The sequence below is a fragment of the Microbacterium sp. NPDC097977 genome, assembly GCF_040302605.1.
Taxonomy (GTDB): domain Bacteria; phylum Actinomycetota; class Actinomycetes; order Actinomycetales; family Microbacteriaceae; genus Microbacterium.
In genome coordinates this window covers 1-23,183 of sequence record NZ_JBEOUR010000055.1, presented here as the reverse complement: position 1 = coordinate 23,183, position 23,183 = coordinate 1, and the positions used below count along the sequence as shown (strand labels likewise).

General features: G+C 69.8%; 26 protein-coding genes. 13 read left to right on the top strand and 13 right to left on the bottom strand.

The window, feature by feature from the left end; genetic code table 11:
* From ABTZ43_RS12645 to ABTZ43_RS12620, 6 genes are all read left to right on the top strand, one after another.
* Positions 1 to 1,016, top strand: a 1,016-nt coding sequence (locus ABTZ43_RS12645) for an Lhr family helicase (protein WP_502885386.1), incomplete at its 5' end; no start/stop codon positions are given.
* Positions 1,017 to 1,050: 34 nt separating this feature from the next.
* Complete coding sequence (locus ABTZ43_RS12640) at positions 1,051 to 1,803, top strand: EI24 domain-containing protein (protein ID WP_350539080.1); 753 nt, start codon at positions 1,051 to 1,053, stop codon at positions 1,801 to 1,803.
* Positions 1,803 to 2,576, top strand: coding sequence for a DNA-formamidopyrimidine glycosylase family protein (locus tag ABTZ43_RS12635; RefSeq protein ID WP_350539079.1), 774 nt, complete (start codon positions 1,803 to 1,805; stop codon positions 2,574 to 2,576). The genes ABTZ43_RS12640 and ABTZ43_RS12635 overlap by 1 nt, the downstream gene beginning before the upstream one ends.
* Positions 2,577 to 2,658: 82 nt before the next feature.
* Positions 2,659 to 3,066 (top strand): DapH/DapD/GlmU-related protein, encoded by a 408-nt coding sequence (locus ABTZ43_RS12630; protein ID WP_045253907.1) that lies wholly within the window; start codon positions 2,659 to 2,661, stop codon positions 3,064 to 3,066.
* A 43-nt stretch (positions 3,067 to 3,109) separates the two neighbouring features.
* Positions 3,110 to 3,850, top strand: a complete 741-nt coding sequence (locus ABTZ43_RS12625; RefSeq protein WP_350539078.1) for a LysR substrate-binding domain-containing protein — start codon at positions 3,110 to 3,112, stop codon at positions 3,848 to 3,850.
* Positions 3,851 to 3,919: 69 nt separating this feature from the next.
* Positions 3,920 to 4,636: a glutamine amidotransferase-related protein gene (locus ABTZ43_RS12620; RefSeq protein WP_314096056.1), complete on the top strand. Its 717-nt coding sequence runs from the start codon at positions 3,920 to 3,922 to the stop codon at positions 4,634 to 4,636.
* A 3-nt stretch (positions 4,637 to 4,639) separates the two neighbouring features.
* Here the strand turns inward: ABTZ43_RS12620 and ABTZ43_RS12615 are convergent, their stop codons facing one another.
* The gene (locus ABTZ43_RS12615; RefSeq protein WP_350539077.1) at positions 4,640 to 5,110 is read right to left on the bottom strand and encodes a glutaminase; all 471 of its coding nucleotides are present in this window, start codon (positions 5,108 to 5,110) and stop codon (positions 4,640 to 4,642) included.
* A gap of 77 nt (positions 5,111 to 5,187) precedes the next feature.
* On the opposite strand from ABTZ43_RS12615, the gene purU reads away from it, so the two are divergent.
* Positions 5,188 to 6,039 (top strand): formyltetrahydrofolate deformylase, encoded by an 852-nt coding sequence (purU, locus tag ABTZ43_RS12610; protein ID WP_056419764.1) that lies wholly within the window; start codon positions 5,188 to 5,190, stop codon positions 6,037 to 6,039.
* A 69-nt stretch (positions 6,040 to 6,108) separates the two neighbouring features.
* Here the strand turns inward: purU and ABTZ43_RS12605 are convergent, their stop codons facing one another.
* Complete coding sequence (locus ABTZ43_RS12605; protein WP_149422446.1) at positions 6,109 to 7,155, bottom strand: NAD(P)H-dependent flavin oxidoreductase; 1,047 nt, start codon at positions 7,153 to 7,155, stop codon at positions 6,109 to 6,111.
* Positions 7,156 to 7,203: 48 nt separating this feature from the next.
* On the opposite strand from ABTZ43_RS12605, the gene ABTZ43_RS12600 reads away from it, so the two are divergent.
* Positions 7,204 to 7,476, top strand: coding sequence for a DUF6412 domain-containing protein (locus ABTZ43_RS12600; RefSeq protein ID WP_056419759.1), 273 nt, complete (start codon positions 7,204 to 7,206; stop codon positions 7,474 to 7,476).
* Positions 7,477 to 7,539: 63 nt separating this feature from the next.
* Entirely contained in the window at positions 7,540 to 8,301 is a 762-nt protein-coding gene (locus ABTZ43_RS12595; RefSeq protein ID WP_350539074.1) for a YidC/Oxa1 family membrane protein insertase, read from the top strand.
* Positions 8,302 to 8,313: 12 nt separating this feature from the next.
* Here ABTZ43_RS12595 and ABTZ43_RS12590 read toward each other — a convergent pair whose 3' ends face one another.
* From ABTZ43_RS12590 to ABTZ43_RS12580, 3 genes are all read right to left on the bottom strand, one after another.
* Positions 8,314 to 9,315, bottom strand: a complete 1,002-nt coding sequence (locus ABTZ43_RS12590) for an EamA family transporter (protein ID WP_350539072.1) — start codon at positions 9,313 to 9,315, stop codon at positions 8,314 to 8,316.
* Between the two features lie 28 nt (positions 9,316 to 9,343).
* Positions 9,344 to 10,228 (bottom strand): SDR family oxidoreductase, encoded by an 885-nt coding sequence (locus ABTZ43_RS12585; protein WP_253384244.1) that lies wholly within the window; start codon positions 10,226 to 10,228, stop codon positions 9,344 to 9,346.
* Between the two features lie 118 nt (positions 10,229 to 10,346).
* A complete protein-coding gene (locus tag ABTZ43_RS12580; protein ID WP_149422441.1) occupies positions 10,347 to 10,694 on the bottom strand; it encodes a DUF7882 family protein in 348 nt (115 codons plus the stop codon).
* Between the two features lie 124 nt (positions 10,695 to 10,818).
* On the opposite strand from ABTZ43_RS12580, the gene ABTZ43_RS12575 reads away from it, so the two are divergent.
* Both ABTZ43_RS12575 and ABTZ43_RS12570 read left to right on the top strand, forming a co-directional pair.
* Complete coding sequence (locus tag ABTZ43_RS12575; protein WP_056419746.1) at positions 10,819 to 11,340, top strand: FHA domain-containing protein; 522 nt, start codon at positions 10,819 to 10,821, stop codon at positions 11,338 to 11,340.
* The gene (locus tag ABTZ43_RS12570; RefSeq protein ID WP_350539071.1) at positions 11,337 to 11,891 is read left to right on the top strand and encodes a CinA family protein; all 555 of its coding nucleotides are present in this window, start codon (positions 11,337 to 11,339) and stop codon (positions 11,889 to 11,891) included. The genes ABTZ43_RS12575 and ABTZ43_RS12570 overlap by 4 nt, the downstream gene beginning before the upstream one ends.
* 57 nt (positions 11,892 to 11,948) lie before the next feature.
* On the opposite strand, the gene ABTZ43_RS12565 is transcribed toward ABTZ43_RS12570, so the two are convergent.
* The 6 genes from ABTZ43_RS12565 to ABTZ43_RS12540 all read right to left on the bottom strand — a co-directional run bounded on the left by ABTZ43_RS12565 (position 11,949) and on the right by ABTZ43_RS12540 (position 18,712).
* Positions 11,949 to 13,037, bottom strand: a complete 1,089-nt coding sequence (locus tag ABTZ43_RS12565) for an alcohol dehydrogenase catalytic domain-containing protein (RefSeq protein ID WP_350539070.1) — start codon at positions 13,035 to 13,037, stop codon at positions 11,949 to 11,951.
* 11 nt (positions 13,038 to 13,048) lie between these two features.
* Positions 13,049 to 13,816: an HAD family hydrolase gene (locus tag ABTZ43_RS12560; RefSeq protein WP_350539069.1), complete on the bottom strand. Its 768-nt coding sequence runs from the start codon at positions 13,814 to 13,816 to the stop codon at positions 13,049 to 13,051.
* Positions 13,813 to 14,958, bottom strand: coding sequence for a TIGR03364 family FAD-dependent oxidoreductase (locus ABTZ43_RS12555; protein ID WP_350539067.1), 1,146 nt, complete (start codon positions 14,956 to 14,958; stop codon positions 13,813 to 13,815). Before ABTZ43_RS12555 ends, ABTZ43_RS12560 begins: the two co-directional genes overlap by 4 nt.
* A complete protein-coding gene (gene phnE / locus ABTZ43_RS12550) occupies positions 14,955 to 16,691 on the bottom strand; it encodes a phosphonate ABC transporter, permease protein PhnE (RefSeq protein WP_350539065.1) in 1,737 nt (578 codons plus the stop codon). The genes ABTZ43_RS12555 and phnE overlap by 4 nt, the downstream gene beginning before the upstream one ends.
* A complete protein-coding gene (gene phnC / locus ABTZ43_RS12545; RefSeq protein WP_149422435.1) occupies positions 16,688 to 17,536 on the bottom strand; it encodes a phosphonate ABC transporter ATP-binding protein in 849 nt (282 codons plus the stop codon). Before phnC ends, phnE begins: the two co-directional genes overlap by 4 nt.
* Positions 17,537 to 17,782: 246 nt before the next feature.
* A complete protein-coding gene (locus tag ABTZ43_RS12540; protein WP_149422434.1) occupies positions 17,783 to 18,712 on the bottom strand; it encodes a phosphate/phosphite/phosphonate ABC transporter substrate-binding protein in 930 nt (309 codons plus the stop codon).
* A 167-nt stretch (positions 18,713 to 18,879) separates the two neighbouring features.
* Between ABTZ43_RS12540 and ABTZ43_RS12535 the strand changes: the two genes are divergently transcribed.
* On the top strand, positions 18,880 to 19,623 hold the full coding sequence (locus ABTZ43_RS12535) for a GntR family transcriptional regulator (protein ID WP_350539062.1): 744 nt from the start codon (positions 18,880 to 18,882) through the stop codon (positions 19,621 to 19,623).
* A 320-nt stretch (positions 19,624 to 19,943) separates the two neighbouring features.
* Here ABTZ43_RS12535 and ABTZ43_RS12530 read toward each other — a convergent pair whose 3' ends face one another.
* On the bottom strand, positions 19,944 to 21,104 hold the full coding sequence (locus tag ABTZ43_RS12530; protein ID WP_350539060.1) for a sensor histidine kinase: 1,161 nt from the start codon (positions 21,102 to 21,104) through the stop codon (positions 19,944 to 19,946).
* A gap of 226 nt (positions 21,105 to 21,330) precedes the next feature.
* Here ABTZ43_RS12530 and ABTZ43_RS12525 point away from each other — a divergent pair, with 226 nt between their 5' ends.
* Entirely contained in the window at positions 21,331 to 21,984 is a 654-nt protein-coding gene (locus ABTZ43_RS12525; protein ID WP_045254095.1) for a response regulator, read from the top strand.
* Here ABTZ43_RS12525 and ABTZ43_RS12520 read toward each other — a convergent pair.
* Positions 21,905 to 23,183: HNH endonuclease signature motif containing protein (locus ABTZ43_RS12520; protein WP_350539058.1), on the bottom strand; the 1,279-nt coding region annotated here is incomplete at its 5' end. The genes ABTZ43_RS12525 and ABTZ43_RS12520 overlap by 80 nt on opposite strands.

Sequence of the window (23,183 nt, the reverse complement as noted above, 5' to 3'; positions counted from 1 at the left end):
ACGGGTGGGTGTCGCTGCATCCTGCCGACCTGGCCCCCTTCACGCTGCCCGAGCCCGACGACGAGCTCGCCGCCGATTCCCTCGAGGCGCGGGTGCTCGACGCCCTCGGCGCCGGCGGCGCGTACTTCGCGGGTCAGCTCAGAGACATGGTCGCCGCCGACAACGAGCAGTCGGTGCTCGAGGCGCTGTGGAACCTGACCTGGTCTGGCCGGGTCACCAACGACACCTTCGCCCCGATCCGCTCGCTGCTGGCCGGCGGCTCGCAGGCCCACCGCGTCACTCGGCGCGCGCCGCGCACCCGCACATACCGGGGGATGTCGCTGACGCGCACCACGACGCCCCGCCCCAGCTCCGTAGGCGGGCGATGGTCGCTGCTGCCCACTGTCGAGACGGATGCGGCGCGGAGGGCGACCGTGACCGCCGGTCTGCTGCTGGACCGCTACGGCGTCGTCACCCGCGGTGCCGTGCAGGCCGAGGGCGTGCCCGGGGGATTCGCTCAGACCTATCGCGTGCTCGCCGGGTTCGAGGAGGCGGGGCACTGCCGTCGCGGGTACGTGATCGAGAAGCTGGGTGCGGCGCAGTTCGCCGCCTCGGCGACCGTCGACCGTCTGCGCACCTTCGCCGGTCTCGCCGACCCGCCTCCGCGCGCCGCGGTGACCCTGGCGGCCACCGACCCGGCGAACCCCTACGGCGCCGCGCTCGGGTGGCCCAAGCGCGATGAGGTGTCGCATCGGCCGGGTCGCAAGGCCGGCGGCCTGGTCGTGCTCGTCGACGGCTCGCTCGTGCTCTATCTGGAACGAGGCGGGCGCACGGTGCTGTGCTTCACCGACGACACCGACGTGCTGCGGGCCGCGGCCTCGGATCTGTCCGCGACCGCCAGGGCACGCCGCCTCGACACGCTCACGGTCGAGAAGGTCAACGGTGACGGCGTCTACGGCACCGAGCTCGCGGTGGCCCTCCAGGAGGCGAGTTTCGTGGCGACTCCCCGCGGCTACACACTGCGCAAGGCGATCTGACGGCCGCCGTGTCGAGTGCTCCTAGGCTGGGTCCATGATCCGCGAATTCGCCGAGGGCGTCCGCCTGCTCCTGCGCGGCTTCGGCACGTGGCGTCGCCGACCCGGCCTCATGGCGCTCGGCCTCGTGCCCGGCGTGATCGCCGCGATCGTGCTGCTGGCGGGGCTCGTGCCGCTCGCCCTCTCGCTCCCTGTCGTCTCCGACGCCCTGACCCCTTTCGCCGACGGCTGGGCCCCGGAGTGGCGCACGGTGCTGCGCCTCGCGGTCGGCGTCGTCGTCTTCGCGGCGGCGCTCGCGCTCGCGAGCGCCGTGTTCAGCGCTCTCGCCCTGGCGATCGGCGACCCGTTCTATCAGCGCATCTGGCACGCGGTCGAGATCGACCTCGGTGATCCGCCGCCCGCCGACGGCGGCGGTTTCTGGACGGCGGTCGGCGAGGGCATCCGCCTCGTCCTGCTCGGCATCCTGATCGCGATCCTGGTGCTGCTGCTCGGGCTCGTCCCGCTGCTCGGCGGGTTCCTGGGTCCGGTCTCCGGAGTCGTGCTGTCGGGGCGCATGCTCGCCCGCGAGCTCACCGGTCGCGCCTTCGACGCGCGCGATCTCAGCCCGGCCGACCGTGCCGCCCTGTTCCGCGGAAGCAGGGCGCGGGTCCTCGGGTTCGGTGTCGCGACGCAGCTGTGCTTCCTGATCCCCGGCGGTGCCGTCGCCGTCATGCCCGCCGCGGTCGCCGGAGCCACGACGCTGGCGCGCACGATGCTGCAGCGCACTCCCCTCGCCACGGTCACCGGCTGATGCCCGAGGGCGATACCGTCTTCCGCGCCGCCAGACGCCTCGAGGAGGCCCTGGTCGGCGGCGAGGTGACGCGCTTCGATCTGCGCGTCCCCCGTTTCGCGACAGCCGATCTGACCGGCCAGCCCATCGTCTCCTCCGTGGCGCGCGGCAAGCATCTGCTGCTGCGCATCGGCGACAGCACGCTGCATTCCCATCTGCGCATGGACGGCGCCTGGCTCGTGTACAGCGCGGGCGAGAGATGGCGGCACCCCGCCTTCAAGGTGCGCGCCATCGTCGGAACGGCGCAGCAGGAGGCCGTCGGCATCGACCTCGCGGAGATCGAGCTGGTGCCCACGCGCGACGAGGAGGAGCTGGTCGGATACCTCGGCCCCGATCCGCTCGGCCCGGACTGGGATGCCGCGGAGGCCGTACGACGGGTCGCCGCCGACACCCGCAGCATCCACGTGGCCCTGCTCGACCAGCGCAACGTCGCGGGCTTCGGCAACGAGTATGCGGCAGAACTCCTGTTCCTGCGCGGAATCCTGCCCACCACCCCGGCACCGGAGGTCGATGTCGCCGCCCTGATCGAGCTCGGCGTGCGGACGATCCGCGTGAACCGGGATCGACGGCACCGGACGTTCACAGGTGTCGACCGACCCGGTCAGGGCACCTGGGTCTACGGGCGGTCCGGACGCCCCTGTCGTCGCTGCGGAACACTCATCAGACGCGGTGAACAGGGTGCCGATCCCACTCGTGAGCGCATCACCTTCTGGTGTCCCGACTGCCAGAGATGACCCGCATCCATTCTCGGGAATGAACCGGGCCCACCCGTGGTTATTGATATATCCGGAGAACTCCGGAACACGGGGAGGAATCGTGGGAAAGAACTACGTCGACATCGAGAACGACCAGGGAGCCACGCTGCGCTACCGCAAGCACGCGAACGGTCGAGGTCTCGTCGCACACGGCGCGAAGGTCCATCCGAAGGCGCACATCGAGGCGGGCGCGTACATCGAGCCCGGCGCACGCATCGGCGCCGGTGCCACCGTCGCCCGTGGCGCCTGGATCGAACCGGATGCCGTGATCGGCGAGGGTGCGCACGTCGACGCGCACGCACATATCGGCCAGGGCGCCGCCGTCGGAGACGGCGCGCACATCGGCGTCCGCACCGAGGTCGGGGCGGGTGCGCGGATCGTACGCGGCGCGCGCATCGGCGACGACGAGACGGTCGCGGCGGGTCTCACCGTGGCGACCGACCCGAAGGGCCTGTGGCTCGCGGCCTGAGCCCGGCCCGCCGCCCGCCCATCGGGCGGGTACCCTGAATCACATGGCGACTCAGGGACGACGACCGGCGGGACGCGCCGGCAAGGGATCTCCGGTGCGCCGCAACAGAGCGGCACCCGCCCAGCGGTTCCCGCCGCCCAAACCGCCGAAGAAGACCGCGAAGGTCGTGTTCGACGAGCCCGCCGACGCTCCCGAGGAGCCGCGTACGTTCCGTCTGGGCATGGTCCCCGGCGCGACGCCCGGCAAGTGGATCGACGCCTGGAAGCAGCGGATGCCGCATGTGCCGCTCGAGCTCGTGACGATCGAGGTCGCCGATCAGCGCTCGGCTCTCGATGACGTCGATGCGGCTCTCGTCCGCCTGCCGCTGGCCGGCGACGACCTGCACGTGATCGCCCTCTACGACGAGACCCCCGTCGTGATCGCCTCCCGCGAATCGCACCTGCTCGCCGCCGACGAGCTGACCATCGCCGACCTCGCCGGTGAGATCGTGATGGTCCCGTCCGACGATCCGCTCGAGCCTCTCGATATCCCCGGGGCGCTGGCGCCCCGTTTCGCCCCGATGCCGGTGGTCGACGCCGTGGCGACCGCCGCCGCGGGAACCGGCATCCTGATCGTGCCGCTCTCGCTGGCGCGACTGCACAAGCGCAAGGACGCCGACCACCGCCCGCTGACCGACGGGCCTCTCTCGACCGTGGCGCTCGCCTGGCGACGCGAGCACACCACCGCCGATGTCGACACATTCGTCGGGATCGTGCGCGGACGCACCTCCAACTCTTCGCGCTGAGGCCCGGCACGGCCCGTGCACGGTCGGCTCGCGACGTCGAGCCCTTCGCCTCGTCGTTAGACTCTCGTGGTGGCCTCGCTTCTCTACGTCTGTGTGCGCCCCGAGCTCGGGGCGGCCGACGCCGAACACGCCTCGTTCCGTCGGGCGCTCGACGTCGACGTCGTCGACCGGCTCGACCTGCTCACCGAGCGTCTCGATCCCGCGCGCCTCGCCCGGTACAGCGGCGTCGTGGTGGGCGGCTCGCCCTTCAACGTGAGCGACACCGAGAAGTCCGCCGTGCAGCTGCGGGTCGAGGCCGATCTCGCGCAGATCGCCCGCCGGGCCATCGATCGGGAGATCGCCGCGTTCTTCACCTGCTTCAGCATCGGGGTCGTCACCCGGATGCTCGGCGGCGAGGTCACCTCGGACACTCCCGAGTCGGCCAGCGCCGCGGTGATCTCGACGACAGACGAAGGCGCCGCCGATCCGGTGTTCGGCCCGAGCGCTCCCTCGCTGACGGTGTTCACCGCGCACAAGGAGAGCGCGGCGAGCCTGCCCGACGGCGCCGTGCTCCTCGCGACGAACGACACCTGCCCGGTGCAGGCCTACCGGGTCGGCTCGCATCTCTACGCGGCGCAGTTCCACCCCGAACCCACGCCGCGGGACTTCGCCGACCGCATGACGTTCTATCGCACCACGGGCTACTTCGCTCCCGAGGAATTCGACATCGTGCAGAGGCAGGTGCTGTCTGCCTCGGTGACGGAGGGCGCGGCCCTGCTCCGCCGCTTCGCGGAGACCTTCGGCTGAGCCTCAGCCCTGCAGCAGAGCGATCCGCTCACGCAGATATGCCTCCAACGGCATCCATCCGCCGGCGGTGGTCCACCGCACCGAGGCCACCCCGTCGATCGTCGAGAGCGGACCGGATGAGCCCCCGGCATCCACCGCGTCCACGTCGATCACCGTCCAGCCGACATGCGCGACGGCTCCTTCGTCGAATCCGCCCCGCAGCGCCAGTGCCCGCCGTTCCGCACGATCCCGTGCCGACTCTGCGGTGTATCCGCGGCGTCCGGGGTCAGCCGCACGCAGCACCTCCGCCGTCGCGAGGGCGTGGGTGTCGGTGACCAGCAGCACTCCGAGGTGCCAGGCGTCGCCGACCCGGACGATGCGCCGGCCGCGCCAGCGGGAGTCGCGCTCCTCGCCCAGCCCCTCCTTCGGCGCTCCGACGAGCGCGTCCCGCGCCTGCGAGAGGAGCTGCGACGCCGACGCCCGTGACTCGTGCATCCCTCCAGGGTAGGGGCGCGATTCGCCCGGTGGTCGCATCCACGGCAGAATCGATGCACACCCCTCGAGGAGCCCCCATGTCTCAGCCCGACACCGCCCGCCTGCTCATCGCCTGCGACGACCAGCCAGGCATCGTCGCCGCCGTCGCCGGCGTGCTCTCGACCCACGGCGCCAACATCATCTCGCTCGACCAGCACTCGACCGATTCCGAGGGCGGTCGGTTCTTCCAGCGCACGGTCATCCATCTCCCGGGCCTGTCGGCGGCGCGCCCCGCGCTCGAGGCCGACATCGCTCAGGTCGCCGAGCGTTTCGGCATGGAATGGTCCCTGCACGACACCGCCCGACGCAAGCGCGTCGCGATCTTCGTCTCGAAGTACGACCACTGCCTGCTCGAGCTGCTGTGGCGCACGCAGCGCGGCCAGCTCGACATCGACATCACCATGGTCGTGTCGAATCACCCGGACCTGGCCGAGTCGGTGCGCTCGTTCGGCGTGCCCTTCGTGCACATCCCCTCGGGCGACAAGGAGTCGATGGAGCAGCGCCAGCTCGACCTGCTGCGCGGCAACGTCGACCTGGTGGTGCTCGCGCGGTACATGCAGATCCTCACCGACGACTTCATCACGGGCCTCGGCGCTCCCGTGATCAACATCCACCACTCGTTCCTGCCCGCGTTCATCGGCGCGAACCCGTACGCCAGGGCCAAGGACCGTGGCGTCAAGCTGATCGGTGCGACGGCGCACTACGCCACGGCAGACCTCGACGAGGGCCCCATCATCGAGCAGGACGTGACCCGCGTGACTCACGCCGAGTCGGCTGCGCAGCTGCAGAGCCGCGGTGCGGACGTCGAGCGTCAGGTCCTCGCCCGCGCGGTGCAGTGGCATGCGGAGGACCGCGTGATCGTGCACGGCCGCTCCACCGTCATCCTCTGAGCCTGAGCCTGAGCCAGAGCCAGAGTCAGAGCGGCCGGTCAGGCTCAGCCTCGTCGGAGGACCTGCGGTTCACGTCCTCGGCGGCACTCCGGCGACGAGCTCCGCGAAGGCCTCGGCGGCGGTCGGATAGTCCGCGAGCGGGGCACCCTGTCCCATCCACAGCGACTGCAGCTCGCCCAGCCCCTGCTCTCCCGCCGCGGTGCGGAACCGCCCGGTGAGCCAGTTCTGCATCGGGAACGGAGCGATCGTCCCGCTCGCCTCGATGGCACGGACGACGCGATTGCGGGCGCCCCTGGCCAGACGGCCGCTCATGGCACGGGTGAGCACGGTCTCCTCCGCGGAGGTGGAGCGGATGGCCTCCCGATGCGCGTCGTTCACCGCCGATTCCGCGGTGGTGAGGAACGCCGTCCCCACCTGCACCGCGGACGCGCCGAGGGCGAACGCCGCGGCCACACCTCGCCGGTCGGAGATGCCGCCCGCGGCGATCACCGGCACGTCCACGGCATCGACCACCTGGGGCACCAGCGCCAGCACGCCGACGAGGGAGTCCTCGGCCCGGCGCAGGAACGACACGCGATGGCCGCCCGCCTCGAGTCCGGTCGCGACGACGGCGTCGACTCCGGCACCGGCGAGCGCGACGGCCTCGGCGACAGTCGTCGCCGCTCCCACGACGCGGATGCCGCGGCGGTGCGCCTCGGCGACCACGTCGTGCGACGGCACGCCGAACACCACGCTGAGCACGGCGGGCGCGGCCTCCCAGATCGCGTCGAGCTGCTCCTCGAGAGCGGGCAGGTAGGCCTGCGGCCGCGCAGGCACCTCGAGTCCGACGGCCTCGTAGAAGGGCTCGAGCGCCTGCGCGAAGACGGTGTGCTGCGGGCCGGGTGCGACCTCGTCGCCGGTGGGCAGCCAGACGTTCAGCGCGAACGGCCGAGATGTCGCCGCGCGCAGGTCGTCGACGGTCGAGCGGATGCGGTCCGCACCGTAGCCGTAGAGGCCGAAGCCGCCGAGTCCGCCGGCCTCGCTCACCGCCGCGGTCAGCGCCACCGACGAGAGTCCGCCGAACGGACCGAGGAGGATCGGATGCTCGATGCCGAGCAGCTCACGAAGATCAGCCATGCCTCGAGGGTATCCCCGCGGTGCTACGCTCGCCTTCAGGAGGCGCGCATGAGCGAGTGGTTCGGGCAGATGCTCGGCGTCGTCGCGGCCACCCTCGGGATCGTCGCCGTGCCGGATGCGGCCGCCCTCGGTCTCGCCATCGCCCTGGTCGCCCTCGCGACGCTGACGATCGTCGTCGCTCTGAGCCTGGCGCCGCCGTCCGCGAGCAGCGCACCGCACCCGCTCAGGGCGATCGACGTGTCCGCGCTGCTCGCCCAGAGCGATCCTGATGCCGCCGGTCATCCGCGCCCCCGTGCGCCGGGAGTCGCCGCCGCCGTGTAGTCCGCCCTCGTGCGGGACTGCGCGGCCGTCGCCGACCCTCCCGCCACACGAACGGACACCTGCATGGACATCTTCGCCTTCCCTCCACTGACCCTCCTCCTCGACGCCGCATACGGCGCCCTCGCCGGACTCTCCTCCGCCGTCGAGCCCTTCGCCGGAGCATCCGCCGCCGCCCTGGCCGTGGTGCTCGTCACCCTCCTCGTGCGCGCCCTGCTGATCCCCGTGGGGTTCTCCCAGGCCAGAGCCGAGCAGACGAGGGCGCGCCTCGCACCCCGACTGCGCGAGCTCCAGCGCCGCCACAAGAAGAACCCGGAACGCCTGCAGAAGGAGATGCTCGAGCTGTACCGCTCCGAGAACACAACGCCCTTCGCGGGCATGCTGCCGGTGCTCGCGCAGGCGCCCGTCGTCGGCATCCTGTACACCCTGTTCCTCCGCCCCGAGATCGCCGGGCACCCGAACGACCTGCTCACGCACGACCTGTTCGGCGCGCCGTTGGGCACCGGTCTCGTCTCGGCGGTCTTCAGCGGCAGCGCGTCACCGAGCACTCTGCTGGTCTTCGGAGCCCTGATCGTCGTGATGATCGGTGTGGCCGAGATCTCGCGCCGTGTCTTCCGCCCCACCCCGATGGAGGGCGATTCCCCGCTGAACTCCCCGACGATGATGCGCGTCACCGGGGCGCTGCACTATCTGACCGCCGTGTTCGCGGCGTTCGTGCCCCTCGCGGCCGCGCTGTACCTCACGGTCACCGTCATCTGGACCCTCGTGCAGCGGGTGCTGCTGCGACGCCGATACCCACTCCCCATGCTGGCATCGGTCACCGCCTGAGGTGCGGCGCCCTCAGCCGGGAAGAGGGATCGGCGCGGTGAACGGCCCCGTCTCGTCGGGATCCGGGCCGTCGCCCGGGTCCGGGCCGCCATCGGGATCCGCGCCGTCGGGATCCGCGCCGTCACGGCGCGCGTCGGCATCCGCTCGGCGCCGTCCGCTGCGCACGCCCAATGTGGTGCCGACGCTGGCGACGATGACGAGCGCGATCGCCAGCATCCGCAGCGGGGTGGCGTTCTGCCCGAGGATCAGCCACCCCGCCAGCGTCGCGAAGGCGGGCTCGAGGCTCAGCAGCACGCCGAACACGCGCTGCGGCAGACGTCGCAGCGCCGCGAGCTCGAAGCTGTACGGGATGACCGACGACAGCACGGCGGTGATCGCGGCGAGCAGCAGCAGCTGCATGTCGCCGGCGACCGTGACCGCGGCGGGCACGCCGACCGGGATCAGCAGCACCGCCGCAACGGCGAGACCCACCGCGAGGCCGCCGCTTCCGGGGATGAGGGTGCCGACGCGGGCGCTCATGCGGATGTACATCGCCCAGAACGCGGCGGCGATCAGGATGAAGAGGAGCCCGAGCGGATCCAGCGGTTCCGACCCCACCAGGCCGTCGATGCCCAGCAGCACGATCCCGAGGAGCGCGAGCGCGACCCACGCGGCGTCGCCGAGACGTCGGGTGAGCACGGCCGCGAGCACCAGAGGCCCGAGGAACTCGATCGCGACCGCCGGGCCGAGGGGGATGAGATCGATCGCGGCGTAGAAGAAGCCGTTCATGCCCGCCAGCGACAGCCCGAACAGGGCGGCCGCGGTCCACTGGGTGCGGTTCCACCGCACGGGTCGAGGTCGCACGATGACCAGCAGCAGCACCGCCGCGATGGCGACGCGCAACGAGGTGACGCCCCAGGGGCCGAGCACCGGGAACAGCTGTGCGGCGACCGCCGCCCCGAACGGGAGGGAGAGACACGAGCAGACGACGAGCACCACGCCCACGAGCGGACGGGATGACGCGGACTGCTGCACCCGTCCAGCCTAGGGTGCCGTCACGCTCTCACAGATGCTTGCCGCCGGTGACCGCGATCACCGCACCGGAGGTGTACGACGACTCCGCGGACGCGAGGTAGACGTAGGCGCCCGCCAGCTCCGCCGGCTGCCCTGCGCGGCCGAGCGGGGTGTCGTCTCCGAAGGTGTTCAGGCGCTCCGCGCCCCACCCGGTCGCGGGGATCAGCGGTGTCCAGATCGGACCGGGGGCGACGGCGTTGACGCGGATGCCGCGCTCCCCCGCCTCCTCGGCCAATGCCTTCACGAACGCCACCTGCGCGGCCTTCGTCATGGCGTAGTCGATCAGGCCGGGAGACGGCTCGAACGCCTGCACGGACGAGGTCACGATGATGCTCGACCCCGGAGCGAGATGCGGGTACGCGGCGCGTGCCGAGTAGAGCAGGCCGAACAGGTTCGTCTCGAACACCCGGCGGAGTCGATCCGTCTGCAGGTTCTCGAACCCGTCGATGTCGTGCTGGTAGGCGGCGTTCAGCACGAGGATGTCCAGGCCGTCGAACGCGCTCCTCGTCTCGGAGACGACGTCCGTCGCGAACGCCTCGTCGCGCAGATCGCCCGCGATGCTCAGCGCCCTCCGGCCCTCTGCACGGATGAGCGCCACCGTGTCGTCGGCATCCTCCTGCTCCTCGGGCATGTGGACGATCGCGACGTCGGCGCCCTCCCGGGCGTAGGCGATGGCGACCGCTCGTCCGATGCCCGAGTCGCCTCCGGTGATCAGCGCACGGCGTCCTTCGAGGCGTCCGTGGCCGACGTACGACTGTTCGCCGTGGTCCGGTCCGGGGCGCGTCTCGTCTGTCAGTCCCGGCTGGTCCTGCTGCTGGGCGGGGAAGCCCTCCTGGCGATGCTGGGTGCGGGGGTCGGGCGCGGTGTCTGCCATGGTGTCTCCTCGTCTGCGCTGCGCGTCTGCTGATGAGATGATCCATCGACCTTCGCCGCACGGACGGAGACTCGGCAGGGGGTTGACAACCCCCGGCCGGTCGCGAGAACGGACGCGGTCAGAGGTGCGGATGATCCGCCGGATCGGCGCCGGCCGGAACCCCCGTGGCGTCCTGCGGCTCGGGGACCATGTGCAGGCCGCCCGGGGCGTTGGCGGTGAAGGCCAGGGCTTCGATCCACGCCCGGTTGATGGAGGGCTGACGGCTGCCGAAGTACTTGAACACGAGCGAGCTCGCCGGATGGATCCACACGGTCGTGCGTCCGCCGCCGACGCTGGCGTCCTCTCTCCAGCTGAAGGAGAACGGCTCGGCGCGGCGCAGCTTCGCGGTGATGACGAGTTGCAGGTGCGTGAGGGCGCGATCCTCGATCTCAGTCTTCACGCTGCCCTCGTAGATGAACTTGCCCATGCGACTCTCCTCGCTGTTCCTGGCGTCGCGTCGAGCATATGTGAGGATCCGTGAGCGAAGTCAACCCCCTGCGAAGGGGTGCCTCCGGCGTCTAGCCTGGGGAGAAATGCGAGGAGGCGGAACCATGAACGCTCGACACATCGACGACCGGCCCGACGAGGGATACACCCCCACGACCACTCACGCCGAGTTCGGTGAGGGCAACCCACGCCTTCGCGTCTCGCGCGACGATCTCCGTTCGGAGTTCGCGCTCGACGTCGACGTGGTGCGGATCGGCTCCTCGCCCGACAACGAGCTCACTCTCGACGGATCCGACGCGGTGCACGCGACGATCACGCATGACGACCGCGACGAGTATGTTCTCGAGATGCACGGCGACGGCGAGATGAACACCAACCCCGCCGCCGACGCGACGCACCCCGGCGAGCGCATGCAGACCCTGCGCACCGGCGCCCGCTTCACGGTCGGCGACTGGGAGCTCGTGTACGCGCGTGACGAGTTCGCCGACCACGGCCGCCCCTACGGCGGACGCCTGGGTGGCGAGTACTCCGACCAGCCCCTGCAGCCCGAGCGCCCGGACTACTCCGACGAGGCCACGGTCGAGTCCGACGCTCCCACGCACGCGGACTCCGCCGAAGAGCAGTGACGACGGAGAACTCTCCCCTCGACCGACTCAGCTCGCTCGACCGACTCAGCTCGCTCGACCGACTCAGCCAGGTCGCCGCGGAACGCGGGCTGCGGATCTGCGTGGTCGAATCGCTGACTTCGGGGCGCCTGTCGAGCACGGTCGGGGCGGGTGCCGATGCCGGCGACTGGTTCGCCGGCGGCCTCATCGCCTACCTCACCGACGTCAAGGAGCGCACGCTCGGGGTCACCCCAGGAACGGATCCCTGCTCGGCGGAGTGCGCGGAGCAGCTCGCGGCCAACGGGCGGCAGCTGTTCGACGCCGACCTCTGCGTGTCGACGACGGGTGTCGGCGGACCCGATGCCGAGGGCGGTCACGATCCGGGAACGGTGTTCCTCGGGTGGGCCACCGACCACGGCGTGGGGCATCGGATGCTCGCGCTCACCGGCGACCCGGCCGAGATCCTCGACGCGACCGTCGACGCGGCGGCACGGCTGCTCGCGTTCCACGCCGAGGGCCTGCACCCGGCGGGCCCGCGGCGCAGCGGATCGCCTGCGCTGCCCGCAGACTGAGCTGGCGACGGGCTGAGCTGCCCACGGGCGACGGGCTGACTCCGCGGCTCCGCGATCTCAGAGCCGTGGCACCAGACCGACGCGCAGGGGCGCGCCCTGCGCGGATGCCGCCGCGATGGCCCCGTCGATCGCGGCCAGCTGCCGCACGTCGCCGACCGCGTCGGCGAACGGGTATGCGCGCCCGCGACCGGCCAGGAACACGACGGCCTCGGCGAGCTCCGTGCCGGTGTAGTTGTGCACGCCGGTGACCGTCACCAGCCGGCGGACGATGCTCTCGGCATCCAGCGCCACCGGGTCCGCGGGGAACACGCTGCCGACCAGCACCACCGTCCCGCCGGTGGCGACGCCGGCGAGGGCCTCCGCGACCGCGTGCCCCGAGGCCTCGATCACGACATCCGGATCCCGATCGAGCGTCCCCGCCCCGAAGCGTGAGGCGAGCGCGAGGCGCAAGGGCGCGGGGTCGAGGACCTCGACGATCGCGCCTCGGTCGGCGGCGATCGCGGCGGCCGAGAGGCCGACGAGCCCTGCTCCGTGGATCCGCACGGCGGCGCCCTCGAGGTCGTGATCGCGCGCGGCCCGTGCCACGGCGGCCCAGGCGGTGGCCGTCGCACACGACGCCGGAGCGAGCACGGCAGCCGGCAGAGACTCGGGCACGCGGACGATCGCCGAGCCCTCGCGCACCTGCACGTGCGTGCCGAAGCCACCGGAGAGATCGCCGTGCACCCCGATGCGGTCATGGCCGTACTTGCCCAGCGTGCGGCACTTCTGGGGCAGACCCCGCACGCACCGGTCGCAGGCGCCGCACGAGACCGTCACCGACCAGACCACGCGGTCGCCGATGCGCAGCGCCGTGCCGTCGACCGCGGTCGCGCCGGCGTCACCGATCGCGATGATCCGCCCGACGCTCTCGTGGCCGAGCACCAGCGGCGTCGGGGCGGAGCGGTGGCCCTGCACGGTGTGCACGTCGGAACCGCAGATCGTCGACATCTCGACCGCGACCAGCACGTCCTTCTCACCGAGCGCCACCCCCGGCACCGCGATCATCTCGTGCGGATGCCCCTCGCCGATCCACACCATGGCGGTGGCCGCGGGGCGCAGCGTGACGTCTCGACGATTGCCGGGCGGTCGGGTCAGCAGAGTGCCCATGTGCACGCGATTCAGGCGGTGCGGGCGAGAGCGAGCAGCCCTCGCTCGGCGAGCGCGCCGCGGAGTCCGGTGACATCGGCGAGCACGGCATCGGCCCCGGCGGCGGCGAGGGTGCGCAGGTCGTGCGCTCCGGTGAGCACTCCGGCGACGAATCCCGCACCGGCCCGACGCCCGGACTCGACGTCGCTCACGGTGTCACCCGCCACGGCGACGGCCGACATCGATGAGGCCTGCGAGCGGATCGCCGCCGTGAGCACGAGGTCCGGAGCGGGGCGACCGCGCCCCGCGTCGATCGGCGACAGCGCCAGGTCGACGAGGTCGCGCCATCCCAGGCCCTCGATCAGGGCGTCTCTGGTCACCGGCGCGAACCCCGTGGTCAGCACCACGGTCAGACCGGCATCCTTCAGATCCTGGATCGCCTCCGCCGCCCCGGGTATCTCCGAGACCCCCTGCTCTGCGACGATCTCGGCGTACGCCGCCTCGAACGCCGCGGTGGCGCGCTCGGCGGCCGTGCGGTCGCCGCCGGCGAGATGCGTGAAGACATCGATCTTGGACTGGCCCATCGTCGCGCGCACATGGGCGAGAGCGTCGTCCCACGGCATCCGGTCGGCGACACCCGTGCGCTCGGCCGCACGCCGGAACGCGGTCTCGACCACGCCGTCGTCGACGACCGTGGTGCCGGCCATGTCGAGGACCACGAGTTCTATGGGCGCGGCGGTCAGGCGGGACGCGGTGGGCGGAGCCGCCGGGTGCAGCGAGGAGTCGGACGAGATGGTCATGGTGTTCCTTCCAGTGCGGGTGCCCACCCGAAGGCGGCGGTGAGATTCTCTTCGGCGAGCCCCAGCCCCGTGGTCATTCCGATGCCGGTGGTCGCGGCGAGCACCAGCGTCCGCTCGTCCGGTGTCCGGATCAGGAAGTCCTGCGCCGCCGTGGCGTAGACGCCCTGCCACCGCTCGAGCACCCGCGGCGTCGGCATCTCGAACAGCGCCTCCGCCTCGGCGAGGAACGCGGCGAAGGCGGCCTCGGGCTGGAACGGTGACGGCGAGACGGCCGAGCTGTGCGAGTCGCCGATGATGAGCGTGCCGTCCGGCAGCTGCGTGTACATCTGATTCAGATCGAGAGCGGCGAGATCGGGGCGCTCACCGTGCAGGCGCTCCCGCAGGGCGGTCGCCGCGTCACCGTCGGCGAAGCGCCCGTACCGCACGAGCGACCAGCCCGTGAGCACCGGGGCCGAAAGCGGACGCGGCATCGAGACGGCCGCGCGCATCATGTCGAGGGCACAGCGGATCACGCCGGCCGTCTCCGCGATCTCGGGCAGCAGCTGGTCGATGTCGTGGTTCACCGCGACCACCACCGCGCCGGCGGTGAGCGATCCTCTGCTCGTCTCGACGCGTCCGCCCGCCACGGAGGTCACCGCGGTGCGGAACCGGACGTCGACGCCGAGCGTCGTCAGATGGCGGACGATGGCCGCGGCCGCGGCACGCGGATCGGTCTGCAGGTCGGGTTCGATGTGCGCGCCGCCGACGAGACGCTCTGCGCGCAACGGCGCGAGTCGCCGCAGCTCGTCGGTCTCGAGCATCCGGATGCCGCCGTCTGCCGCCGCCCGTTCGAGCACCGCGATCTCGTCGGCGTGACGGGCCGCGACCAGGGTGCCGGATTCGCGCAGCCAGAAGCCGGCATCGCGCGACAGGCGCAACCACAGCTCGCGGGACGCGTCCGCGTAGCGCCGCGCCTCCCCCGCCTGCGCGCCGATGCAGAGGTGGCCGAAGTTGCGGATCGTCGCCCCGGCCGGAGCATCCGCTCTGTCGACGACGATGACGCTCAGCCCTCGTCGCGCGGCCGCATAGGCTGCGCCGAGACCGACGATGCCGGAGCCGACGACGACGACATCCGCCGTGTCGGTGAGTGCGGCGCGGGTCATCGGAACACCTTGCGCATCCACATCGCGAGTCCCTCGACGACCAGCACCGTCACGAGGATCATGAGCACGATCGCGGTCACCGTCTCGTAGCGCGATCCTTGGCTGGCGTTGAGCAGGTAGTAGCCGACCCCGCCACCGCCGACGATGCCGAGGATGGTCGCCGCACGGATGTTCGTGTCGAGCATGTAGAAGCTGTGTCCGATCAGCGCCTGCATGCCCTGCGGCACGGTCGCCGAGGCGTAGGTCTGCAGTCGGGTGGCGCCGACGGCGCGGAGAGCGCGCTCGGGGCCTCGGTCGACCTCTTCGAACGAGTCGGCGATCAGCTTGCCGAGCAGTCCGATGCCGCCGATCGCGAGGGCGATGACGCCGGCCTGGGCGCCGAGACCGGTGATCACCACGAGCACGATCGCGAGGATGAGCTCGGGGATGCCGCGGATGCCGACCAGCAGGAATCGCGCCGCGCCTCGCGCACCCGCGCTCGGCGCCACGTTGCTCGCGGCCAGCGATCCGAGGATCAGCGAGGGCAGCAGGGTGAGCACGGTGGCCGCGAGAGCGATCGCGACGGTGTCGCGCATGGCGCTGAACATCGCGGAGGCGTCGTAGCTGCCGAACGACGGCGGCCAGAACTTGGCGGCGACCTCGGGGAGCCTGCCCCAGAACGTGAGGAAGTCCATCCAGTTGATCTGGCTGACGACGACGCTGCCGATCACCACGAGCACGGCGATCGCGACTCCCGCCGTGTTGCGCACGCGCTCCGCCGTCCACGGCCGACGCACCGCGGTCTGAGGTGAGACCGCCCACGCCGGACCGGTGGTCGTGGAGTCGCTCGCCCGGTCGCCGAGGCGGGGGTGGATCAGTCGGTCGATCCACGAGCGGGTGTGCTTCTGCTGCCCGAGCATCGCGCCGCGCACCATGCTCGAGACGATCTCCATCACGACGCAGAGGATGAAGATCACCAGGGCGATGCCGAGGCCCTTGCCGTAGTTGAGCGCCTTGAACGCGTACGACATCTCGAGCCCGAGCCCCGCGACGCCGACGTATCCGAGGACGACGCTCCCGCGGAGGTTGATGTCGTTGCGGTGCAGCACGGTCGCGACCCAGCTCGGGAGCACCTGCGGCAGGATACCGGCGGAGAACTCCTGCATCTTCGATCCGCCCGCGGCACGGATCGCGAGCCGGGGGCCCTCGTCGATCTGCTCGATCGCGTCGGCGAACATCTTCGAGATCATGCCGATCGAGTGGATGCCGATCGCCAGGATGCCGGGGAGCGTGCCGAGCGAGAACATGAGCACGAACGCCATGGCGAGCACGACGTCGGGAAGCGCACGGGTGAGGACTCCCACGAATCGCGCTGCCGCGCGCCATCCGTTGCCGGGGGTCGTGTTCGATGCGGCGAGATACGCGATCGGCACGGACAGCACCGCGGCGAGCAGGGTTCCCACCAGCACGAGTCCGACGGTGAGGGCGATCAGCCAGGCGAGATCGCCCGGCTCCGGGAAGGTGAGCCCGCCGACACGGGCCATGAAGTTCTCGGCGTTGCCCCAGCTCTGTACCATCGCAGGGATCGAGATGCCCACCTCGTTCACGGCGAGGATGCCGAGGACGACGAGAGCGAGAAGGGTCAGCCCTGCAGCGATGCGCTCGGGCGAGATCGGACGCCGCGGGGCGCGATCGGCGACCGTCTCGGAGGTGGAGGCCGCGCGGGCCCGGGGAGCGTCGGAGATCAGAGTCATGAGACCGGGGCCCTGTCGTGGTCCGTCACGTCTGCGGCGATCTCGATGAGCTCAGCCTGCACGGCCGTGATCTCGGCGGTCGTCGTGGCGACGCGGCCGTAGATCTCCATGACCTCCGCCTTGGTGAGATCGGTGGTGGGGGTGTCGAGCACGATCTCACCGTGACGCAGGCCGATGATGCGATCGGCCCAGGAGATCGCGAGATCGACCTGATGCAGGCTGCAGACGACGGTGAGGCCCTCGTCGGCAGCGATCTCGCGGATCAGCGCCATCACCTGGTCGCTGGACTCGGGGTCGAGTGATGCGACAGGCTCGTCGGCGAGCAGGATGTCGGGCTTCTGCATGAGAGCTCGTGCGATCGCGACGCGCTGCTGCTGACCGCCCGAGAGGGTGTCACTGCGCTGGTAGGCGCGGTCGAGCAGGCCGACGCGGTCGAGGTGCCCGAGCGCACGGAGCTTCGCGGCCTTCGAATAGCCCCACAGCCCGAGACGCGGCCCGCTGACCTCGGAGAGCGACCCGGTGAGGACGTTCTCGAGGACGGTGAGGGAGGGCACGAGTTCGAACTGCTGGAAGATGAAGCCGACGCGGCTGCGGAGCCTGCGCAGCGCCTTGCCCCGGAGGGTCGGCACGTTCGCACCGAGGACCTCGATGTCGCCCGACGTCGGGAGCTCGAGTCCGTCGAGGTGGCGGAGCAGCGTCGACTTGCCCGAGCCGGAGAGGCCGAGCAGGACGACGATCTCGCCACGGGAGACCTGCAGCGACGCGTTCTTCAGCGCCGTGGTGGAGCCGAAGGTCTTCGTCACGCCGTCCAGGCGGATCAGGGCATCGGATGCGGAGGCAGTCATGTCGTGGCTTTCTGTGTCGTCGTGGATGATGCGGGCCCTTCGTCTCGCTTCGCTCGCTCAGGAACCGGACTCCCCCCCGGACCCGAGCGAGAACCCGCCCGGACTCCCACCCGCCCCGCCCCCTGAGCGAGGAGCGAAGCGACGAGACGAAGGGCGTCCATGCGAACCCGCCCCCGGACTCCCACCCGCCCCCGCCCCCTGAGCGAGGAGCGAAGCGACGAGACGAAGGGCGTCAGTGCGGGCCGGTCAGGCCTTGCACTGCTCCGCTTCGGTCTCCTTGCAGATGTCGCGGATCAGGTCGTAGTACGCGTCATCGACGGGCTTCGTGGCGTAGAAGACGCTGCGGAACGAGTCGGTGTCGGCGCTGTCGATGCCTGCGGCGATGATGTCGTCGATCGTGATCTCGGAGAGTCCGTCGATGAGCTTCTTCGAGACGTCGTCGGGAAGAGTCGACGAGTAGACGAGCGGCGCACCGGGCACCATGGTCTCGTCGATGACCTTCACGGCATCCGACTTCTCGACCTCGGAGTCCTCGGCGAAGCCGACCTCGCACTCGACGCCCTCTCCGACCTTCTGCACGCTGACGTCGTGCTTGCCCGCGAAGACCGGGGTGATGTCCGTCTTCGGGTCGATGCCCGCTTCGATGAGGTTGTACGACGGGAAGAGGTAGCCCGACGTCGACGACGGGTCGACGAAGCAGACCTTCTTGCCCTTGAATTCCTCGATGCTCGAGATGTCGCTGTCCACGGGGACGATCGCCTGCGAGAAGTAGCCGGGCTCCTGGCCCTCCTCCGTCACGATCGACGAGATCGGCGTCAGCTTCGCCCCGTTGTTCGTGGCGGTGACATAGGTGAAGCCCGAGAAGGACGCCACGTCGACCTTGCCGGCGACGGCGGCCTCGATGAGCGCCGCGTAGTCGGTGGACTCGTGGTACTCGACCGTCTTGCCGGTGATCTCGGCGATGTAGTCCATGAGCGGCTGGTAGTTCGTCTCGGTGTCGACCGAGTCGGGGACGACACCGAACACGAGCGTGTTCTCATCGACGGCGAACCCGCCGGACGAGGACGACCCCTCGGCGCCGGGCGTGCCAGTGGCCTCGGCGGGACCGGAGCAGGCGGCGAGGCCGAGCGCGAGGATCGCGGCACCGGCGAGGACGGGGAGGACACGGAGCTTCATGAGGACCTTTCGGAGTGGGGGGTGATCCGAAAGCCACTCTGACAGCCGTCAGGGTCACATATATACCTAACTCGGAAGAGTTCAGCGGCCGTTCACCCGTCATTCCCGCGGGTGAACACGCATGGAACTCCACAGAGATCATCGAGCATGCCAAGTAGTATGCCTATGTGGCTGAAGCTGTATACACCCAGATCGCCGACGACCTCCGGGCGCAGATCGCCTCGGGGGTGCTGCGGCCGGGAGACGACGTGCCCACCGAGGCCGATCTGGCCGAGCGCTGGCACACCTCCCGCGGCCCGATCCGCAACGCGCTGGCGGCACTGCGCGGCGAGGGACTCATCGAGACCGGTCGCGGTCGCCCCGCGCGGGTGGTCGCCCGCAAGGCGAATCAGGCCGTCGACGTGTCGGTCCCCTTCACGCGCTGGGCGCGCGACCTCGGGGTCACTCCGGGTGCGCAGACGCAGGAGCTGAGCCTGCGTCGCGCGGGCGATCGCGCCGAGGCGCTCGGAGTGTCGCCCGACGACACGATCGTGGGCGTCGTGCGCCTGAGGTCGCTCGACGGACGGCCCACCATGCTGGAGCGCCTCTTCTACACGGAGGCGGTCGGGCGGCATCTGTTCGACATCGACACGGACGAGGTCTCGATCACCGAGTACCTCGGATCGGTGGGCCACCCGATCGTCGGCCTGGAGCACCAGATCGATGCCGTCGCGGCTGACGAACAGGATGCGTCATTGCTGCGCGTTCCGCAGGGGACGCCGATCCTGCGATTGAGCCGCATCTCGAGAGACGCGCAGGGTCGGATCTTCGAGGCCTCCGAGGATCGCTATCTGAGCGAGGTCGTGCGGTTCACCGTGGCCGCATCCGGAATCTCGACGGATGGGCACTACATGCGGGCGGTCGGCGGCTGAGAACCGGGCGATTACCGAGAACCGGGCGATTCCTAAGAACCCGGGCGATGGCCTCGATCTCCGTGAGGAGAGAAGCCGATCGCGAGCGCGATGGGGATCAGATACCAAGACCGCGCTCGCGATCACAGCGCTGGGGATGCGCTATTTCTGGGGTATACCCAATGTAAGCGGGCAGCTACACCATCGAATACGGCCTAATGTCGAGACATCGCATAGACCTTCGTCTAGTGTTTCTCGATCGAGGTCCGGATTTCCGCGGGTTTTCAGAACGCGTTCCGGTATTTCTCTCGAGACGGGGGATGCGCGCGAGCGACCGTCCGTCAGGGCTTCGCGACAGATCGGGCGATCGGTAGACGTGCGGTCACGACCCACCGACCATCGACTTCTCCGGCACTGAACTCTCCGCTCGCGCCGAGCACGCGCTCCGCCATTCGTCCGATGCCGGTGCGACTGGAGGAGAGTTCGCGGCGCGGAGTGACCGACAGAGGGCTGCTCACGGCCATCTGCGCGAGATCATCGTCGATGTCGAAACGGATCTCGATCTCTCCCGCACCGGCGTACTTGAGGATGTTCGTGGCGGACTCACGCATGATGCGGGCAAGGACGATCTCGGCGGCGCGAGGGACGCGCTCGTCGGCGGGGTCTCCGTCGAGCAGCACCGTGTGCCCGGCGGATTCGAATTCCTGCGTCGCCTCATCGACGGATGCGGCGAGGTCGCCGGTCGGCATGCCCTCGGAGCGGGGGCCGTCGTCGGCGAGGTCGATCACGAAGCGGAGGTCGGTCATCGCCTTGCGGGCGGCGATCCGGATCGCCTCTTGAGAATGGGAGCTCGTTCGTTGATCGTCGAGCATCTGCACGTGCAGGGACACCACGGTGAGGTGGTGCGCGATGCTGTCATGCAGCTCGCCGGCGATCCACCGCCGTTCGGCGAGTACTGCTTGGCGCTCCTGCTCGGCCTTCTCGGCCAGCTGGACTTCGAGGGTTCGCCCTCGGGCGAACGCCACGCGCAGCGCGAAGCCCACAGCTCCGGCGACAGTCGCGGAGATCAGGTAGATGCCGAGGTTGATCGGGGTGCTCGTCTCCCCGAAGGCGACGAGCGCCGTCGCGAGGAGGAAGACTCCCGCATAAGAGAGGATGAGCGCGTTCCAGCCGAGTCGCATGATCAGTGCTGCAGCGAGTGCGGCGACTGTCAGTACTTCCGTCTGGCTACCCGTGAAGAACGAGAGTGCGAACACGACGGCGAGTGCGCACGTCGCGATGAGAGGCCACCAGAGATACAGGACGAGCACGGCGGTCGACGCGATGCTGACCGCGGCGACGAACGGATCGACTCCCGGGGGGAGGAACAGTCCGACTATCCCGAAGACGACCATCGTGATGACGGTCGCAAGGATGGCGATGCGTTCGATCGTGCTGAGCTTCTCACCCTTCCCGAGCCGTGAAACGACAGAGTCGCCAGTGCGGGGAGGACCAAAAGCCATGCTTCAGTATCTCCTAATAGCCAGGTAGATTAGCGAGTGAAGCCAAAGAACTGGTTGAATGCCTGCCAGAAAGTCATAGTGATTCACCTCCGTTGTTGGACTTTTGTGAAGTAATAAGTTCATCTTCTCGGTGATCCGAGCGCTTCACATCTGTCACAAGTCCAGACATCACTAGCCAAAGGTCTAGGTCTGAGCACCGCGCAGCGACCCCCGTTAGGCTTCCCACATGCCGGAAATCCGCGTTCTCATCGTCGACGACGACCCACTGGTGCGTTCAGCACTCTCGCACTTCGTCTCTCGCGACCCCGAGATCAACGTCGTGGCCGAGGCAGAGACGGGCCTGGAAGGCATCGAGGCGGTCGAGCGTGAGCACCCTGACGTCGTCATGATGGACGTGCAGATGCCGGAGATGGATGGCATCGAGGCGACCGGTGTGATCAGCGAGCGCTGGCCTGAGGTCAAGATCCTCGCCGTGACCACTCTCGACGGCAGCGACACCGTACTGCCCATGCTGAGTGCGGGCGCGTCGGGCTATCTTCTGAAGGACTCCAGCGCGGCCAGCATCCTCGAAGGCGTGCGTGAGGTGTACAGCGGAGCGAGCTCCCTGTCGCCGCGCATCGCGTCACTGCTGATCAAGCATGTGCGCGACACCGAGCCGATGAGCAGCGACGGCACACTCGAGGTCCTCACCGATCGCGAGCAGGAGGTGCTGCAGCGGTTGGCGCAGGGGATGTCCAATGCGGAGATCGCGCGCACTCTGATCGTCTCCGAGGGAACGGTCAAGGCGCACCTGGGACGCATCATGTCGAAGTGGCACGTACGCGATCGCGTGCAGATCCTCGTGACCGCGGCGCACGCCGGACTCGTCGACTTCCGCTGAGGCGCGGGGTGCGCCATCGTTGGTCGGGGTCCCACCAGACAGGTCCCCGCACCTGCGGGACACCGTCGTTCATGCGGATCTCCCACCCGGACTTCCCGAGGGATCGGTGATGCCACCAGCACAACGGCACACCGTTGTCCGTATGCGTCGGACCACCCTTCGCGTGCTCAGTGACGTGATGAATCTCACACCATGACGCCGGAACATGACACCCCGGGATCAGACACTCCTTATCGCGAGCGATGATCGCCCGCCGTTGATGCATTGTGAAGACCCGATCGGTGGTCGTGATCGCGATGATCCGCCCCTCATCGAACGACACCCGCTGGATCGATCCGGTGCATGCGATCTGCGCGGCGACGGAGACGGGCACGTGGGCACCGGAACCGGTGATCGTCGCCCACCCACCACTCCCGCTAGCTGTCTGAGCGGCGTTGCCGAAGGCGGCCCCCGGCGCGGCGTTTCCGAACGCGGCTTCGCCGGCGCCAGGACCGCTGTGGGCGGCGAGGTCTGCCGCGTCGACGTTCACGACGAGGACCGGTGCCGCACCACCGAGGGTAGGCATGTCGTTGTGGCGGGCAGCGATCGTAAGAACCATCGCGAGAGCATCATGACGCTTCTGCGCCGAAGTGCGGTCATCGAGCACACACCGCGGATCCGAGTTGAACGGATCCTCACCCTCAGCATCGACATCGACATCGGCACCCACACCGCCCACGCCAGTGCCGGCGCCGGAATCGACGTCGACATCGACGTCCGAGAAACCGGTGTCCGCATCCACACCATCACTCGGCACGAAATGCACGCCCGGCATCGGTGGTCCGTCGCCTTTGGGGTTGAGGATCGCGTCCAGGATCACCTGGAACTGCCCGGCGACATCCGGGGTCAGAAACCCGCGGATCGCATGCACCCCGTCCGTCAACCGGCCGATCGTGACACCCCGACGACGACACGCCACCTCATCCCTGGGCTCTTCCCCATCGGGGTCGAACATCGACGCGAGATCCTCCGCGAGCATCGCCAGATCCTGCACCGTCGGCGCAGGCCCCGCCACACCCTCCTCATTCACATCAGAGACATCGTCACTGTCACCGTCATCATCACCGACCTCGACACCGTATCCGCGGGCGCACCCGGCCAACGCGACATCCGCCGCCAGGCGTTGATCCACGCTCAGCCGGTCCCACACCTTCTCTATC

Excerpts from the sequence above, each read along its gene's own strand:
- ABTZ43_RS12635 (WP_350539079.1), top strand. The coding sequence starts at position 1,803 with ATGCCCGAGGGCGATACCGTCTTCCGCGCCGCCAGACGCCTCGAGGAG.
- ABTZ43_RS12565 (WP_350539070.1), bottom strand. The coding sequence starts at position 13,037 with ATGGGCACTCTGCTGACCCGACCGCCCGGCAATCGTCGAGACGTCACG.
- ABTZ43_RS12600 (WP_056419759.1), top strand. The coding sequence starts at position 7,204 with ATGAGCGAGTGGTTCGGGCAGATGCTCGGCGTCGTCGCGGCCACCCTC.
- ABTZ43_RS12580 (WP_149422441.1), bottom strand. The coding sequence starts at position 10,694 with ATGGGCAAGTTCATCTACGAGGGCAGCGTGAAGACTGAGATCGAGGAT.
- ABTZ43_RS12560 (WP_350539069.1), bottom strand. The coding sequence starts at position 13,816 with ATGACCATCTCGTCCGACTCCTCGCTGCACCCGGCGGCTCCGCCCACC.
- phnC (WP_149422435.1), bottom strand. The coding sequence starts at position 17,536 with ATGACTGCCTCCGCATCCGATGCCCTGATCCGCCTGGACGGCGTGACG.
- ABTZ43_RS12575 (WP_056419746.1), top strand. The coding sequence starts at position 10,819 with ATGAACGCTCGACACATCGACGACCGGCCCGACGAGGGATACACCCCC.
- ABTZ43_RS12595 (WP_350539074.1), top strand. The coding sequence starts at position 7,540 with ATGGACATCTTCGCCTTCCCTCCACTGACCCTCCTCCTCGACGCCGCA.
- purU (WP_056419764.1), top strand. The coding sequence starts at position 5,188 with ATGTCTCAGCCCGACACCGCCCGCCTGCTCATCGCCTGCGACGACCAG.
- ABTZ43_RS12625 (WP_350539078.1), top strand. The coding sequence starts at position 3,110 with ATGGCGACTCAGGGACGACGACCGGCGGGACGCGCCGGCAAGGGATCT.
- ABTZ43_RS12540 (WP_149422434.1), bottom strand. The coding sequence starts at position 18,712 with ATGAAGCTCCGTGTCCTCCCCGTCCTCGCCGGTGCCGCGATCCTCGCG.
- ABTZ43_RS12555 (WP_350539067.1), bottom strand. The coding sequence starts at position 14,958 with ATGACCCGCGCCGCACTCACCGACACGGCGGATGTCGTCGTCGTCGGC.
- ABTZ43_RS12640 (WP_350539080.1), top strand. The coding sequence starts at position 1,051 with ATGATCCGCGAATTCGCCGAGGGCGTCCGCCTGCTCCTGCGCGGCTTC.
- ABTZ43_RS12525 (WP_045254095.1), top strand. The coding sequence starts at position 21,331 with ATGCCGGAAATCCGCGTTCTCATCGTCGACGACGACCCACTGGTGCGT.
- ABTZ43_RS12605 (WP_149422446.1), bottom strand. The coding sequence starts at position 7,155 with ATGGCTGATCTTCGTGAGCTGCTCGGCATCGAGCATCCGATCCTCCTC.
- ABTZ43_RS12530 (WP_350539060.1), bottom strand. The coding sequence starts at position 21,104 with ATGGCTTTTGGTCCTCCCCGCACTGGCGACTCTGTCGTTTCACGGCTC.
- ABTZ43_RS12585 (WP_253384244.1), bottom strand. The coding sequence starts at position 10,228 with ATGGCAGACACCGCGCCCGACCCCCGCACCCAGCATCGCCAGGAGGGC.
- phnE (WP_350539065.1), bottom strand. The coding sequence starts at position 16,691 with ATGACTCTGATCTCCGACGCTCCCCGGGCCCGCGCGGCCTCCACCTCC.
- ABTZ43_RS12615 (WP_350539077.1), bottom strand. The coding sequence starts at position 5,110 with ATGCACGAGTCACGGGCGTCGGCGTCGCAGCTCCTCTCGCAGGCGCGG.